Here is a 14,936-nt window from a genome sequence, read left to right as displayed (position 1 = left end):
GGCTGCGTCAGGCCGGAAAGAACCGGCCCAGTTCGCGTGCGAGCTCGTTGAGCACGCTCATCTCCTGCTGCGAGATCTTGCGCGCGGGCTGCGCGCCGGCCCAGTCGCCGTACAGCAGCGCGACGGTCGTCGTGCCGACACGCACGGGCAGCAGCACGAACGCGCGCGTGTCGTCGAACGCGTCGAGATACCACGCGGGCAGGCGCTTGAGCATCTTCGGTTCCTGCGCCTGCTCGATGAAGATGCCGACCGAGTTCGAGATCGCGAGATGAAACACGTCCGGCTCGAAGCGCTCGTCGAAGCGCAGCCGGTCGAGCGTCGTATCGACGCCGGGGCCGAAGCCGAGGCGCGCGGCGAACATGCCGTCGTCGTGACGCACGAACATCACGGTGCGCGTGAACGCGAGGCCGGCCAGCAGGCTTTCCGACGCGAGCGCGAGCACGGGCGTCAGCACGTGCTCGGACGGCAGCGCGCGCAGGTCGGCGAGGCCGGCTTCGAGGCACGCCTCGGGCTCGCCCTGCGCGCGCGCGATCGCATCGGCGTTCGCGCGCAGCTCGACGATCTCGCGCATCATCGTGTCGCTCGCTTCCTCGCGCGCGAGCCGTTCGGCGATCTCGACGAGCGCGTCGGATTCCATGTCGAGTTCGGCGCCGTAGTGCTGCGCGAGTGCGGCGATGCGCGCGTCGCGCTGCGGGCTCGCGGGCACCGCGAGCGCGCTCGCGACGTCGGTCGAGCAGCGGCTGATCGCGCGTAGCCAGCGGACGCGGTCGGCCGGGCCGTCATCGGTCGCATGGCCCGCATCGCCTTCATCCTCTTCGTTGCCGAACGCGTCGATGCGGACCACGTGGTCGTGGTCGGCCATCCCCGCGCGGATCACGTCGGGCAAGCGCCAGCGCGCGGCCGCCTCGAGCCCGATCTCGTCGAAGCCGACGCCGAGCACATCGATGCACGCGGCCGCTTCGTCGCCGTTCAGCTCGGCCGCTCGGCGGCGGATCCGGTCCCATTCGCTGTCGAGATAGCAGACCACGAGCAGCTTGCCGACCTGGCGCATCAGCGTGCAGACGACGGCTTCCTCGCCCCCCCGCAGCTCGGCGCGCTCGGTGAGCTTGCGCGCGACGCAGCCGGACAGCAGCGCGCGATTCAGTTCGAGCTTCGCGTCGATGCGCCGCGGCGTACTGTGGTGGAAATGGTCGACGAGCTTGAGCCCGACGACCAGATGGCCGACGGCGTCCATGCCGAGCACCATCAGTGCGCGGGTCACGGTCGTGATGTTGCCGCCGAACGCCATGTACATCGCGGAGTTCGCGAGCCGCAGCACTTTCTGCGTGAGCGCGAAGTCCGACAGCACGACGCGCACGAGCGCGGTGAAGTCGAGATCGTCGTTCTTCATCGCGGCCATCGTCGCGCGCAGCGATTCGGACAGCAGCGGGAAATCGCCCCGTTCGTTCATCCGGGCCCACAGCTTGTCGAGCAATGCGGTGCGGGGCAGGTATTCGGTGGTTGACATACGGATCTGTCCGGTTCGCCGCGCGCGTCAGGCGGCGGCGTGCAGGTGCAGTTGCTGCGCCGCGAAGCGCCGCGCGAGCTCCTCGGACGGCAGCGCCTGGCAGACGAGCCAGCCCTGGATATGGTTGCAGCCCATCTCCGTCAGCAATTCGCGCTGCGCCTCGGTCTCGACGCCCTCCGCGACGAGCTCGAGATCGAGCGTCTGCGCGAGGCCGACCACGGCCGACACGATCGCGCGGTCGTTGCGCGAGGTCAGCAGGTTCTCGACGAAACTGCGGTCGATCTTCAGCTTTGCGAGCGGGAAGCGCTGCAGATACGCGAGGCTCGAATAGCCGGTGCCGAAATCGTCGACTGCGAAGCGGATGCCGAGATCGGTCAGCTCCTCGAGGAGCCCCTTCGCCTGCGCGGGATCGTGCATCAGCAGGCTTTCGGTGATCTCGAGCACGATGCGGCGCGGATCGATGCCCGTCAGCGCGATTGCCTCGCGCACGCTCTGCGTGAAGCGCGGGTCGCGGAACTGCTGCGGCGACACGTTGACGGCCACGTACTGCAGCGCGAGCCCCTGGCGGTCCCAGGCGACCAGCTGCATGCACGCGGCCTTGAGCACCCAGTTGCCGAGATAGTTGATCAGGCCGATCGATTCGGCGAGCGGAATGAAGGTCGCCGGCGGCACGAGGCCGTGTACCGGATGGCGCCAGCGGATCAGCGCCTCGACGCCGACCACCGCGCCCGACTGGCTGCGCGTGATCGGCTGGAAATGGAGCGAAAACTCGCCGTTGCGCACGCCGTCGTACAGGTCGGCTTCGAGTTTCAGCCGTTCGGCGTCGGCCGGATCGTCGACGGGCGCGTGGAACGCGAGCGCATTGCCGCCCGATGCCTTCGCCTGCGCGAGCGCGTGGTCGGCGCGGCGCAGCAGCGGGCTGTGGTGCTGCGCGCGATGGGGCACGGCCCGCTCGTCAGGGTAGAGCGCGATGCCGATGCTCGCGGACAGGTGCACGGTCTGCCCCTGATACACGTAGGGCTCGCGCACCGCGGCCTGCAGCCGGCGCGCGAGTGCATCGGCGGCATTGCTCGCCTGCGTGCGGTCCGGCGCGCCGAGCACGACCGCGAACTTGTCGCTCGCGACGCGCGCGAGCCGCTCGTTCGGCGTGACGAGCGCCTTCAGCCGCTGCGCGGTCTCGCGCAGCAGCGTGTCGCCCGCGTCGTAGCCGAGTGCGCGGTTGATCCGCTGGTAGTCGTCGAGGTCGAGCAGCAGCAGCGCCGCGCAGGTGCCGTGCTCGTCGGCGGTTTGCTGCGCGCGCATCAGCGCGGGCACGAGCGCGGACAGATTGTCGAGCCCCGTCATCGGGTCGTGGTGCATTTCGTAGGTCAGGCGCGCCTCGAGCGCGCGCCACGACGACACGTCGAACGCCGCGATCGCGAACCCGTCGACCCCGTGGTGGCGGCTCTTGAACGCGCGAATCTCGACGTCCAGCGGGTAGGTGAGCGACTTGACGATGCACATCGTCGCCTTCTCGACCTGGCCGGAACGTGCGGCGCGCGCAAGCAGGCTTTCGAGCGCCGCGGTATCCTGCTCGGCGATCAGGTCGCGCAGCGTCAGCGTGTGCAGGTAGTCGCGGTGGTAGCCGATGAAGCGCAGGCTGGCGTCGGACACGTACAGAAAGCGCAGCTCGCGGTCGACATGGGCGAGGAAATCCACCGTGCCGACTGTCTGTTCCAGCCAGTTGCGCACGGAGTCGTCGCGGCGCGGCGCGCCGGCGCGCGCGGGCATCAGCGCGCCGCCCGACCAGGCGAAGCGGCGCAGCGTATGCAAGGCGCTGCGCCAGGAGCCCTTGCGTGACGTCTGTTTCCTGTTGGCTTCCATGTTTCTCGCTGACGTGAAGGGCTGGAACCGGTTGTCCGGAAGGAATAACGGCAGACGGTGCGGAATCTTTAACCGGCCGGCCGCGGAGGGCGCTGCCGCCGGACCGGATCGGCCATGCGGGTGTTCGACAGGCGAACGCCGGCATGGCCTACATCGAGGCTGACTTTATAAGAAATGAGGACGCAGATGAAGCGAAAACTGTTGCTGGGCGCCGCCGTGGCGGCGCTGGTGGCCGGCCATGCACTGATGGCGCAGGCGGAACTGAAGCCGGGCGCCGCGGCGCCCGATTTCACGACGCAGGCGTCGCTGGGCGGCAAGACTTACACGTACTCGCTCGCGGACGCGCTGAAGCAGGGGCCGGTCGTGCTGTATTTCTACCCGGCCGCGTTCACCAAGGGCTGCACGATCGAGGCGCACGCGTTCGCGGACGCGGTCGACCGTTACAAGGCGTACGGCGCGACGGTGATCGGCGTTTCGGCTGACAAGATCGACACGCTGACGAAGTTCTCGGTGAGCGAGTGCCGGAGCAAGTTCCCGGTCGCGGCCGATCCGGACGCGAAGATCATCCGGGAATACGACGCGAAGCTGCCGGCGATCGACCGCGCGAACCGCGTGTCCTACGTGATTTCGCCGGAAGGGAAGGTTCTCTACGAATACACGAGCCTGTCGCCCGACAAGCACGTCGAGAACACGCTCGCCGCCGTGAAGGCGTGGGCCGACGCGCATCCGAAGCAGTAAGCGCGCGCCGCGTGCGTCAAGGCGGCCCGCCGTGCGGGCCGCCGGTACGGAACAACACGTCGCCGCGCGGCGGCGCGCGCGAGGCCGCTAGGCGCGCAATGCCTGCTCGATCGGCACGCCGCCGCCGACGAAGCCGACGATCTTGCGCGAGATGCCGAGCTTGATCGCCTCGATCGCGGCCCAGGCCACATCCTGGCGCGACACGGGCGGGGCGGCTTCGAACCACGCGTCGGTCAGCGCGATCTTGCCGACGCCCGGATCGTCCGTGAGCGGGCCGGGGCGCAGGATCGCGTAGTCGACGCCCGACGCGATCACGCGCTCGTCGCCTTCGCGCTTCATCTCCGAATAGTGACGCAGCGCGTCCGGGCCGAGTTCGGGCCGGTAGGCGGACAGCGAGCTGATCACCACGAGCTTCTGCGCGTTGTACGCCAGCGCGTATTCGGCCGTGCGGGCGACCGCGTCGCGGTCGACCTGCTCCTCTTCGGTTGCGCCATCCGTTTCGGCCGAGCCGGCCGCGTAGATCACGTGCGAGATGCCCTGGAATGCGTGCGAGAAATCGTTCGTCAGATCGGCCTCGACCACCCGCGCGCCCGCCAGCGCATAGCCGTGCCGGCGCACGAGCGCCGTGACCTCGAACTCCGGCTGCTTGAGCAGCAGATCCGCGCAGGCCTGGCCCGTTCGGCCGGTCGCGCCAATCAGCAGTACCTTCGTCGTCATGAAACCGCTCCTTGCTCGATGCGTCGTCCTTCCAGATAGGGACGGACGACCGATAACACAAGTGTAATGTCGATTTGCCCGTGCGGCGGGTGTGTATTAAGGGGCGTACCGGCATCGGGCGTACGGCGGGCATACCGGCATCGGGCGTCGGCCGGGGCCGCCCGGCGCGGGCACGCGATCCGCGGCGGTGCGACGGTCAATCCGGCCGTCCTTCATTCACACGGATGCGGGAATGACGCGCCGACCGGCTATCATGTGCGCGATGCATTTTTCGCCGCTACGTCATACAACGCATCGGCCCACCGGTTGGAGTACACATGGCATTACCCCTGGACAACGTCAGCATGGCCGTGTTCTGCGACTTCGAGAACGTCGCGCTCGGCGTGCGCGACGCGAAGTACGAGAAGTTCGACATCAAGCCCGTGCTGGAGCGCCTGCTGCTGAAGGGCAGCATCGTCGTGAAGAAGGCCTATTGCGACTGGGATCGCTACAAGGGCTTCAAGGCGTCGATGCACGAGGCGAGCTTCGAGCTGATCGAGATTCCGCACGTGCGCCAGTCGGGCAAGAATTCGGCCGACATCCGGCTCGTCGTCGACGCGCTCGACCTCTGCTACACGAAGTCGCACGTCGACACGTTCGTGATCATCAGCGGCGACTCGGATTTTTCGCCGCTGGTGTCGAAGCTGCGCGAGAACGCGAAGAAGGTGATCGGCGTTGGCGTGAAGAAATCGACGTCGGACCTGCTGGTCGCGAACTGCGACGAATTCATCTTCTACGACGATCTGGTGCGCGAGCAGCAGCGCACACTCGCGAAGCGCGAACAGCAGCAGCGCGCGGGCAACGGCGGCGCGAAGCGGCCGGACGAGCCGTCGCGCAAGCACGACATGGACGCGCGCAAGGCCGAGGCGATCGCACTGGCGGTCGAGACGTTCGACGCGCTCGCGTCGGAGCGGGACGACGTCGGCAAGATCTGGGCGTCGGTGCTCAAGAGCGCGATCAAGCGTCGCAAGCCGGATTTCAACGAGTCGTACTACGGATTCCGCGCGTTCGGCAACCTGCTCGACGAGGCGCAGGCGCGTGGCCTGCTCGAAGTGGGGCGTGACGACAAGTCGGGCGCGTTCGTGTCGCGGGCACGCCAGTCGGCGGCCGCGGAGCAGGTTGCGCAGGCCGGTGACGTGGGTGCCGCACACCCTGGCACGCCCCACGGGGCGCGTGCGGCGGAGCCGGCGCGGGCCGGGCGCGAACCGCGACGTCGCGAGCAGCGCGCGGAAGCGGTCGTGCACGAAACCGTGCAGGTCGACGCGGAAGAGGCGGCGATGGCTGAAGCCGCAGAAGCCGCGGCGGCCGCGCCGGCTGAAACGACCGAAGCCGTGGAAGCGGTGGAAGTGGCCGAGGTGCACGGCGACGCGAAGGATGGCCGCAAGCGTGCGCGCAAGAGCGCAGCGAAGAAGACCGGCGCGAAGAAGGGCGCCGCCGCGAAGAGCGCGGGCCGTCAGGCGGACGGGAGGCCGGACGACGCCGGGCATGGCGCGGCGAAGCACGGTGGCGACAAGCACGCGCACGGCAAGCATGCGGACGATACGCATCGCGATGCGGAGCAGGGCGACGCACGCCACGCCGCAGTGACGCACGCCGAGCCTGCGGCCGGCGATGGCGGCGGTGAGGGTGCTGCCGCGCCTGCCGAGGCGTCCGCCGAAGCCAAGCCGAAGAAACCGGCCCGCAAGGCGGCACCGCGCGCGCGGCGTCCGCGGAAGGCGCCGGCAGCGGCCGAATAACGGCCGAGTCACGGCCGCCGGCCGGGTGTCGTCCGAAGCAGGCCGACACCCAGGCCGACACCCAGGCCGACACCCAGGCCGACACCCAGGCCGACACCCAGGCCGACACCCAGGCCGACACCCAGGCCGACACCCAGGCCGATACTCGGCCGCCCCCCGCACCGCGCAATACCGGCCGCCGCAGTGCCGGCCCGCCGGCCGAGCTAGCCGTTCAGCACATAAGGCTGCGTCATCACTTCGAGAAAGTGGCCGTCCGGATCGTCGAAATACACGCCGCGGCCGCCGTTATGGCGGTAGATGTCATCGGGTTGCCGCTTCGCCGGATCGGCCCAGTGCGGCAGTCCGCGCTCGCGAATGCGCGCGAGCACGCGATCGAAGCCTGCTTCGTCGAGCAGGAACGCGTAATGCTGCGACGCGATCTCCCCCGGCTGTTCGTAAAAATCGAGCGACACGCCGTTGCCGAGCGGGACGACCAGCATCGGGCCGAACGGCGTCGGCGGCGGCAATTCCAGAAGCTCGGTGAGGAAGCGGCTCGACTGGCGCTTGTCGCGGCACCAGACGATCGTATGGTTGAGCTGGACGTTCATGGTGTGTCCCCGTGAAGGGGCCCGCGGTGGGCATGGACTCACGATAGCCGATCGCGGCCGGTGCGCAAGCGCGGCGAACGGCCGCCCGTCGGGCGGCCGCTTCCATCACTCCCCGGCGACGGCCGGCCCGCCGGAATTCCCGCGGCGGTTGCGCCGCTTCTCGGCCCACACGCGGAAACGGTCCATGTACAGGTAGACGACCGGCGTCGTATAGAGCGTCAGCACCTGCGACACGATCAGGCCGCCGGCGATCGCGATCCCGAGCGGCGCACGCAGCTCGGCGCCGTCGCCGCTGCCGAACGCGAGCGGCAGTGCGCCGAGCAGCGCGGCCATCGTCGTCATCATGATCGGGCGGAAGCGCAGCAGGCATGCCTCGTGGATCGCGTCGAACGACGACTTCCGGTTGTTGCGCGTCTGGTCGATCGCGAAGTCGACCATCATGATCGCGTTCTTCTTCACGATACCGATCAGCAGGATCACGCCGATCAGCGCGATGATGCTGAACTCGGTCTTGAACAGCAGCAGCGCGAGCAGCGCGCCGACGCCGGCCGACGGCAGCGTCGACAGGATCGTGATCGGGTGGATGTAGCTCTCGTACAGGATCCCGAGCACGATGTAGACAGCCAGCAGCGCCGCGAGGATCAGGATCGGCTGGTCGTTCATCGACTGCTGGAACGCCTGCGCGGTGCCCTGGAAGCTGCCGACGATGGTCGGCGGGACACCGACCTGCGCCATCGTCTGGTAGATCACCTGCGTCGCCTGCGACAGCGACACGCCGGGCGGCAGGTTGAACGAGATCGTCGTCGCGACGAACAGCCCCTGGTGGTTGACCGACAGCGGTGTCGTGCTCGGCCCGAACGTCGCGATCGCCGACAGCGGGATCATCGTCGACTTCGACGTCGACACCGACGCACCCGACGACGCGCTCGACTTGCCGCTCGCGGCGATCGCGTTGAGCGCCTGGTTGCGCGCGGAGTCCGACGCGATCGCCGCGGCGCTCTGCGTGGCCGTACCGGCGCTCGACGTGCCGGCGGAGGTCGCGACGTAGGTGCCGGCGGCCGCGTTGGTGGTCTGCGAGCCGTTCGCGCTGCCGCCCGACGTGCTGACCCACACCTGGTTCAGCATCTCGGGGCTTTGCCAGTATTTCGGCGCGACTTCCATCACCACGTGGTACTGGTTCAGCGGGTTGTAGATCGTCGAGACCTGGCGCTGACCGAATGCGTCGTACAGCGTATTGTCGATCTGCGCAGGCTTGATGCCGAACCGCGCGGCCGTCGCACGGTCGATCGTCACCATCGCCTCGAGGCCGCCTTGCTGCTGGTCGGAGTTCACGTCGGTCAGCTCGGGGCGCTTCTGCAGCGCTTCGGTCAGGATCGGCCCCCACTTGTACAGGTCGGCGCTCGAATCGCCGAGCAGCGTGAACTGGTACTGCGCGTTGCTCTGCCGGCCGCCGACGCGGATGTCCTGCGCCGCCTGCAGGAACGTGCGCGCACCCGCGACGTCGGCCAGCGGCGGGCGCAGTTGCTGGATCACCTGGTCGGCCGACAGCTTGCGCTCGGTACGATCCTTCAGCGTGACGAACATGAAGCCCGAGTTGGTCTGCGTGCCGCCGGTGAAGCCCGCGACGCTCTTCACGTTCGGGTTGCTCTGCACGATCCGCATCATCTCGGAGAATTTCAGCTTCATCGCCTGGAACGACGTCGACTGGTCGGCCTGGATGCCGCCGATCATCAGCCCGGTGTCCTGCTGCGGGAAGAAGCCCTTCGGCACGACGATATACAGGTAGACGTTCAGCCCGATCGTCGCGAACAGGGTCAGCAGGATCAGGAGCGGCCGGCGCAGCGCCCACGACAGCGAGCGCTCGTAGCCGCGCTGCATGCGGCTGAAACAGCGCTCCAGGAAGCGCCCGAAGCGGCCTTCGTTTTGCGGATCGTGCGACTCGGGCAGCAGGCGCGCGCACATCATCGGCGTGACCGTGAGCGACACCGCGAGCGAGACGGCGATCGCGAGCGACAGCGTCAGCGCGAACTCGCGGAACAGCCGCCCCACGATGCCGCCCATCAGCAGGATCGGCAGGAACACCGCGACGAGCGAGATGCTCATCGACAGCACCGTGAAGCCGACCTCGCGCGCGCCGTCGAACGCGGCCTGCATCCGCGACTTGCCGTTCTCGATGTGCCGCGAGATGTTCTCGAGCACGACGATCGCATCGTCGACGACGAAGCCGGTCGCGACGATCAGCGCCATCAGCGACAGGTTGTCGATCGAGAAGCCGAGCAGGTACATCGCGCCGAACGTGCCGATGATCGAGATCGGCACCGCGACGCTCGGGATCAGCGTCGCGCGCCAGTTGCGCAGGAACAGGAACACGACCATCACGACGAGGCTGACCGCGATCAGCAGCGTGTGCTCGGTGTCCTTCAGCGACGCGCGAATGGTGGTCGAGCGGTCGAGCACGGGCGTGACCGTGATGTCGGCCGGCAGCGACGCGGTGAGCTGCGGCAGCGCCGCGCGCACGCGGTCGATCGTATCGATGATGTTCGCGCCGGGCGAGCGGTAGAGGATCACGAGCACCGCGCGCTTGCCGTTCGACAGGCCGAGGTTGCGCAGGTCCTCGACCGAATCGACGACGTCGGACAGGTCGGACAGCCGCACGGCGGAGCCGTTGCGGTACGCGACGACGAGGTCGCGGTATTGCGACGCCTGGGACGCCTGGTCGTTCGTATACAGCTGGTAGTGCTGCGGGCCGAACTCGATCGCGCCCTTCGGCGCGTTGGCGTTCGCGGACGCCAGCGCCGCACGCACGTCCTCGAGGCCGATCCCGTAGTGGAACAGCGCTTGCGGCTCGAGCTCGACGCGCACGGCCGGGTTCGCGGAGCCGCTCACCGAGACCTGGCCGATCCCGTCGATCTGCGACAGCGACTGCTGCAGCACCGTCGACGCGGCGTCGTACAGCTTCGCGGGCGACGAAGTCTCCGACGTCAGCGACACGATCATGATGGGCGAGTCGGCCGGGTTGACCTTGCGGTAGGTCGGATTGCTCTTCAGCGCGGCGGGCAGGTCGGCACGCGCCGCGTTGATCGCGGCCTGCACGTCGCGCGCGGCGCCGTCGATGTCGCGGTTCAGGCCGAACTGCAGGATGATCCGCGCATTGCCGACCGTGCTCGTCGACGTCATTTCGGACACGTCGGCAATCGAGCCGAGGTGCCGTTCGAGCGGGCTCGTCACGCTGGTCGCAACGGTCTCGGGGCTCGCGCCGGGCAGCGACGCCTGCACCGAGATGGTCGGGAAGTCGACCTGCGGCAGCGGCGACACGGGCAGCTTGATGAACGCGAACAGGCCCGCGAGCGCGACGCCGATCGCGAGCAGCGTCGTCGCGACGGGGCGGGTGATGAAGGGGCGCGACAGGTTCATCGCTTACGCGCCCGTGTGCCTGCCGGCATCGCGGCCGGGGCCGTGGCGTTCGAACCAGCCGCGCACGCGGCGCGCGAGCGAGTCGAAGCCGAGATAGATCACGGGCGTCGTGAACAGCGTCAGCACCTGCGACACGATCAGGCCGCCGGCGATCGCGATCCCGAGCGGCTGGCGCAGCTCGGAGCCCGCGCCGGAGCCGACGATCAGCGGCACCGCGCCGAGCAGCGCGGCGAGCGTCGTCATCAGGATCGGCCGGAAGCGCAGCAGGCACGCCTGGTAGATCGCCTCGCGCGGCGGCTTGCCTTCGACGCGCTCGGCCTCGAGCGCGAAGTCGATCATCATGATCGCGTTCTTCTTCACGATACCGATCAGCAGCACGATGCCGATGATCCCGATGATGTCGAGATCGTGCCCGGTGATCATCAGCGCGAGCAACGCGCCGACGCCGGCCGACGGCAGCGTCGACAGGATCGTGATCGGGTGGATGTAGCTTTCGTACAGCACGCCGAGCACGATGTACATCGTGATGACCGCAGCGAGGATCAGGAACAGCTGGTTCGACAGCGATGCCTGGAACGCGAGCGCCGCGCCCTGGAAGCGCGTCTGGAACGACGCGGGCAGCCCGATGTCCTTCTCGGCGGCATCGATCGCCTTGACCGCCTCGCCGAGCGACGCGCCCGCCGCGAGGTTGAACGAGATGGTGGTCGACGGGAACTGCGACAGGTGCGCGACCAGCAGCGGCGACGGCCGCTCGTGGAACGACGCGATCGACGACAGCGGCACCTGGCCGCCGCCCGCCGACGGCAGGTAGATGTCGTTCAGCGATTGCGCGTAGTGCTGCTCCTTCGGCTCGGACTCGAGAATCACGCGGTACTGGTTCGACTGCGTGAAGATCGTCGACACGATGCGCTGGCCGAACGCGTCGTACAGCGCGTTGTCGACGGTCGCCGGCGTGATGCCGAAGCGCGCGGCGCTCGGACGGTCGATCTCGATGTAGACGGACTGGCCGTTGCTCTGCAGGTCGGTCGCGACATCGGCGAGCGACGGCTCCTGCTGCAGCCGCGCGACGAGCTTCGGCACCCAGGTCGCGAATTCTTCCGAGTTCGGGCTCGTCAGCATGAACTGGTACTGCGTCGGGCTGACGGTCGAGTCGATCGTCAGGTCCTGCACCGACTGCATGAACAGCGAGATGCCGGTGACGTTCGCGACGCGGTGCTGCAGGTCGCGGATGATCTGCGCGGCCGTCCTGGAGCGTTCGTCGCGCGCCTTCAGGTTGATCAGCATCCGGCCGCTGTTCAGCGTGATGTTGCTGCCGTCGACGCCGATGAACGACGTGAGGCTCTCGACGTTCGGATCCTTCAGGATCTCGGCCGCGAGCGCCTGCTGGCGCTCGGCCATCGCGCCGTACGAGATCGACTGCGGCGCCTGCGTGATCGCCTGGATCACGCCGGTATCCTGCGCGGGGAAGAAGCCCTTCGGCACGTAGACGTAGAGCAGGGCGGTGAGCGCGAGCGTCAGCAGCGCGACGACGAGCGTCGAGCGCTGGCGGTTCAGCACCCATTCGAGCGCGACCCCGTAGCGCGCGATGACCCAGTCGATCGCCTGGTGCACGCGTGCCTCGAAGCGATGGCTTTCGGGCGGCGGCGAATGGCGCAGCAGCTTCGCGCACATCATCGGCACAAGCGTGAGCGACACGATTGCCGAGATCACGATCGTCACCGCGAGCGTGATCGCGAATTCATGGAAGAGGCGCCCGACCACGTCGCCCATGAACAGCAGCGGGATCAGCACCGCGATCAGCGACACCGTCAGCGAGATGATCGTGAAGCCGATCTGCTTCGAGCCCTTCAGCGCGGCCTCGAGGCTCGTCTCGCCTTCCTCGACGTAGCGCGCGATGTTCTCGATCATCACGATCGCGTCGTCGACCACGAAGCCGGTCGCGATGGTGAGCGCCATCAGCGACAGGTTGTTCAGCGAGAAGCCGGCCAGGTACATCACCGCGAGCGTGCCGATCAGCGACAGCGGCACCGACAGGCTCGGGATGATCGTTGCGTAGATGTTCGCGAGGAACAGGTACATCACGAGCACGACGAGCGCGACCGCGAGCAGCAGCTCGAACTGCACGTCGCGCACGGCGGCGCGGATCATCGTCGTGCGGTCGGTGACGATCTCCACGTCGAGCGCGGCCGGCAGCGTTTCCTGCAGCTTCGGCAACTGCGCCTTGATCGCGTCGACCGTCTGGATCACGTTCGCACCCGGCTGGCGCAGCACGTTCAGGATGATCGCGGGGTCGGCATTCACCCACGCGCCAAGCTTGGTGTTCTCCGAGCCGGCGACGACCGTCGCGACGTCGGTGAGCATCACCGGGCGGCCGTTCTTGTACGCGACCACCGCGCTGTTGTACTGGTCCGCGCTCGTCAGCTGGTCGTTCGCGTTGATCGTGTACGCGCGCGTCGGGCCGTCGAAGTTGCCCTTCGGCGTGTTCACGTTCAGGTTCGAGATCGTCGTGCGCAGGTCGTCGAGGTTCATCCCGTACTGCGCGAGCGCGGTCGGGTTCGCCTGGATCCGCACGGCCGGCCGGTTGCCGCCCGACAGGCTGACGAGACCGACGCCCGCGACCTGCGAGATCTTCATCGCGAGGCGCGTGTCGGCCAGATCCTGCACCTGCGTGAGCGGCAGCGTCTTCGACTTGACGGCGAGCGTCAGCACCGGCGCATCGGCCGGGTTGACCTTCGCGTAGATCGGCGGGGCAGGGAGGTCGGACGGCAGCAGGTTGCCGGCCGCGTTGATCGCGGCCTGCACTTCCTGTTCGGCGATGTCGAGCGGCAGGTCGAGCGAGAACTGCAGCGTGATCACCGACGAGCCGGCCGAGCTTTGCGACGACATCTGGTTCAGCGACGGCATCTGCCCGAACTGCCGTTCGAGCGGTGCGGTGACCGACGAGGTCATCACCTCCGGGCTCGCGCCCGGGTAGAAGGTCTGGACCTGGATCGTCGGATAGTCGACTTCCGGCAGCGCGGCGAGCGGCAGGAAGCGCAGCGCGACGAGACCGGCCAGCATGATCGCCGCCATCAGGAGGGCGGTGCCGACCGGCCGGAGAATGAAGAGGCGGGATGGATTCATCGAGCGGCCCGGGCGTTACTGGGCCGCGGGGGCCGCTGCCTGCGACGCGCCGTGCCTGTGTCCGCCGCGATGGCCGCCGGCGCCCGATGCACCCGACGCCGCACCGGCGCCGCGCGCGCCCGATGCGCCTTTCGGCTTGTCGGCCGGGATCGAGATCTTCGCGCCTTCGCGCAGGCGGTCCGAGCCGTCGGTCACCACGCGCTCGCCGAGCGACACGCCGCTGACGATGCTCGTGCGTTCGCCGTCGACCGGGCCGATCTTGACCTTGCGCACGGTCACCGTGTTGTCGGGTTTCACGACGTAGACGAACTGGCCGATCGAGCCCGTCAGCACCGCGGACGTCGGCACGATCGTCGCATCGCGCAGCACGTCGACGAGCAGGCGCGTGTTCACGAACTGATTCGGGAACAGCAGGCCTTCCTTGTTATCGAAGTTCGCGCGCAGCTTGACCGTGCCGGTGCTCGTGTCGATCTGGTTGTCGAGCGTCGCGAGCGAGCCCGTCTCGAGCGGCACCGTGTTGTTGCGGTTGTACGCGGTGACCGACAGCTTCTGGCCCGCGTTCACCTGCTTGAGGATCTGCGGCAGGTTGTCTTCCGACGTCGTGAAGATCACGCTCATCGGCTGCAGCTGCGTGATCACGACGAGGCCGTTGGTATCGCCCGGCGTCACGTAGTTGCCGGGATCGACCTGGCGCAGGCCGACACGGCCCGACACCGGCGCGGTGATGCGCGCATACGTGAGGTTCAGTTTCGCGGAATCGATCGCGGCCTGGTCGGTCTTCACCGCGCCTTCGTATTGCTTGACGAGTGACGCCTGCGTATCGACGGTCTGCGACGCGATCGAGTCCTGCGACAGCAGCGTCTGGTAGCGCTTCAGGTCGAGGCGGGCCGTCGCGAGCAGCGCCGAGTCGCGCGCGTGCGTGCCTTCGGCGTTCTCGAGCGACACCTGGTACGGGCGCGGGTCGATCTGCGCGAGCACGTCGCCTTTCCTGACGATCTGGCCTTCCTGGAACGAGACCGACTGCAGGTAGCCCGACAGCTGCGTCTTGACCGTCACGTTCGCGAGCGGCGTGACGGTGCCGAGCGCGGATAGCACGATCGGCATTTCGCCTTGCGTCGCGGTCGCGACCTGCACGGGCTGCGGAACGTTCGCCATCGCGGCGGGGCCGCCGCGGCCGCGGTGGCCGCCGGCACCACCGGCGGCGCTGGCGCC

General features: G+C 68.2%; 9 protein-coding genes. 2 read left to right on the top strand and 7 right to left on the bottom strand.

All coding sequences use genetic code 11. From position 1 onward, the window contains the following. Positions 1-7: 7 nt before the first annotated feature. Positions 8-1,507 (bottom strand): HDOD domain-containing protein, encoded by a 1,500-nt coding sequence (locus G3N64_RS17235; RefSeq protein WP_205785013.1) that lies wholly within the window; start codon positions 1,505-1,507, stop codon positions 8-10. A 27-nt stretch (positions 1,508-1,534) separates the two neighbouring features. Beyond that, complete coding sequence (cdpA, locus tag G3N64_RS17230; RefSeq protein ID WP_205785042.1) at positions 1,535-3,277, bottom strand: cyclic di-GMP phosphodiesterase CdpA; 1,743 nt, start codon at positions 3,275-3,277, stop codon at positions 1,535-1,537. A 279-nt stretch (positions 3,278-3,556) separates the two neighbouring features. Between cdpA and G3N64_RS17225 the strand changes: the two genes are divergently transcribed. Continuing rightward, the gene (locus G3N64_RS17225; protein WP_205785012.1) at positions 3,557-4,108 is read left to right on the top strand and encodes a peroxiredoxin; all 552 of its coding nucleotides are present in this window, start codon (positions 3,557-3,559) and stop codon (positions 4,106-4,108) included. Between the two features lie 87 nt (positions 4,109-4,195). On the opposite strand, the gene G3N64_RS17220 is transcribed toward G3N64_RS17225, so the two are convergent. Continuing rightward, a complete protein-coding gene (locus G3N64_RS17220; RefSeq protein WP_205785011.1) occupies positions 4,196-4,825 on the bottom strand; it encodes an SDR family oxidoreductase in 630 nt (209 codons plus the stop codon). Between the two features lie 317 nt (positions 4,826-5,142). On the opposite strand from G3N64_RS17220, the gene G3N64_RS17215 reads away from it, so the two are divergent. Then, positions 5,143-6,600 carry an NYN domain-containing protein gene (locus G3N64_RS17215; protein WP_205785010.1) on the top strand — a complete coding sequence of 486 codons (1,458 nt, stop codon included), beginning with the start codon at positions 5,143-5,145 and terminating at the stop codon, positions 6,598-6,600. Between the two features lie 203 nt (positions 6,601-6,803). Here the strand turns inward: G3N64_RS17215 and G3N64_RS17210 are convergent, their stop codons facing one another. The 4 genes from G3N64_RS17210 to G3N64_RS17195 all read right to left on the bottom strand — a co-directional run. Continuing rightward, positions 6,804-7,187, bottom strand: a complete 384-nt coding sequence (locus G3N64_RS17210; RefSeq protein WP_205785009.1) for a VOC family protein — start codon at positions 7,185-7,187, stop codon at positions 6,804-6,806. 105 nt (positions 7,188-7,292) lie between these two features. Continuing rightward, positions 7,293-10,601, bottom strand: coding sequence for an efflux RND transporter permease subunit (locus G3N64_RS17205; RefSeq protein WP_205785008.1), 3,309 nt, complete (start codon positions 10,599-10,601; stop codon positions 7,293-7,295). Between the two features lie 3 nt (positions 10,602-10,604). Continuing rightward, a complete protein-coding gene (locus G3N64_RS17200) occupies positions 10,605-13,724 on the bottom strand; it encodes an MdtB/MuxB family multidrug efflux RND transporter permease subunit (protein ID WP_205785007.1) in 3,120 nt (1,039 codons plus the stop codon). 15 nt (positions 13,725-13,739) lie between these two features. Continuing rightward, positions 13,740-14,936: MdtA/MuxA family multidrug efflux RND transporter periplasmic adaptor subunit (locus tag G3N64_RS17195; RefSeq protein WP_205785006.1), on the bottom strand; the 1,197-nt coding region annotated here is incomplete at its 5' end.

Origin of the sequence: Burkholderia sp. Ac-20344, assembly GCF_017104975.1 — a bacterium.
In the GTDB taxonomy this organism is placed as follows: domain Bacteria; phylum Pseudomonadota; class Gammaproteobacteria; order Burkholderiales; family Burkholderiaceae; genus Burkholderia.
The sequence above is the reverse complement of the archived record's forward strand: the minus strand, read 5'-3'. Positions and strand labels throughout refer to the sequence as shown.